1 pseudogene is annotated in these 642 nt (G+C 38.0%); it reads right to left on the bottom strand.

What is annotated here, in order from left to right:
- A pseudogene (locus JIG37_RS10470) lies at positions 1 to 642 on the bottom strand (hypothetical protein); the annotation flags it as partial.

Below are 642 nucleotides of genomic sequence, written 5' to 3'. Positions count from 1 at the left end.
TGTTTTAAAGTGAAATAACCCAAACCAAAGAGCGTCACATAGATTGAGGCCATAATCCAAAAATATTCAAACCCATTCCCAATTAACGCATATACATGAAATAAGAAAACCATAAAAGCGAGTGTTTCAAAGAAAAAGCCAAGTGCTGTAAATAAGTTAGACCACCCTCCAAACCATGAAATAGCCAACTGCTTACCATCATTCTCTACCCAATGCCCCTCAAGTGTTGAGCCTCGATTAGGAGATTCAAGCTCTGCTGCATATTGATCAGTAAAACGCTTACTTTTAAAGGTACGAGTTTTAAAGCTGCAGCCATTAAGTGCTTCAGCTTTTTTTAATCGCGTTTCATAACTGTCTTGATGTAAATAGTCTCTTGGTAGTTGCTCTGTATAGGTTTGTCTATCATCAAAATATTTACTACTGTTCTCGGCTCTCCTTCTACTTTCTGCAGCTTTTTCAGGATTATCTCTTCTAAATTCTTCTAATCGCACCACATCTTCTTCATCTAAGGCGAGCTGTTTAATGGTTTTATCTTTTGCTCTTGTTGGGTCTCTGCCAGGGTTCTCAGCGCACCACTGGTTAATTGCGTTAATACGATTTTCTCTTTTAATTTTTTCTCGTTCTTCATGAGTTAAACCGTCG

It is taken from the genome of Pseudoalteromonas sp. bablab_jr010 (assembly GCF_016464105.1).
GTDB lineage: Bacteria > Pseudomonadota > Gammaproteobacteria > Enterobacterales > Alteromonadaceae > Pseudoalteromonas > Pseudoalteromonas simplex.
Note: the sequence above shows the minus strand (reverse complement) of the source record. Positions and strands in the feature narration are given on the sequence as shown.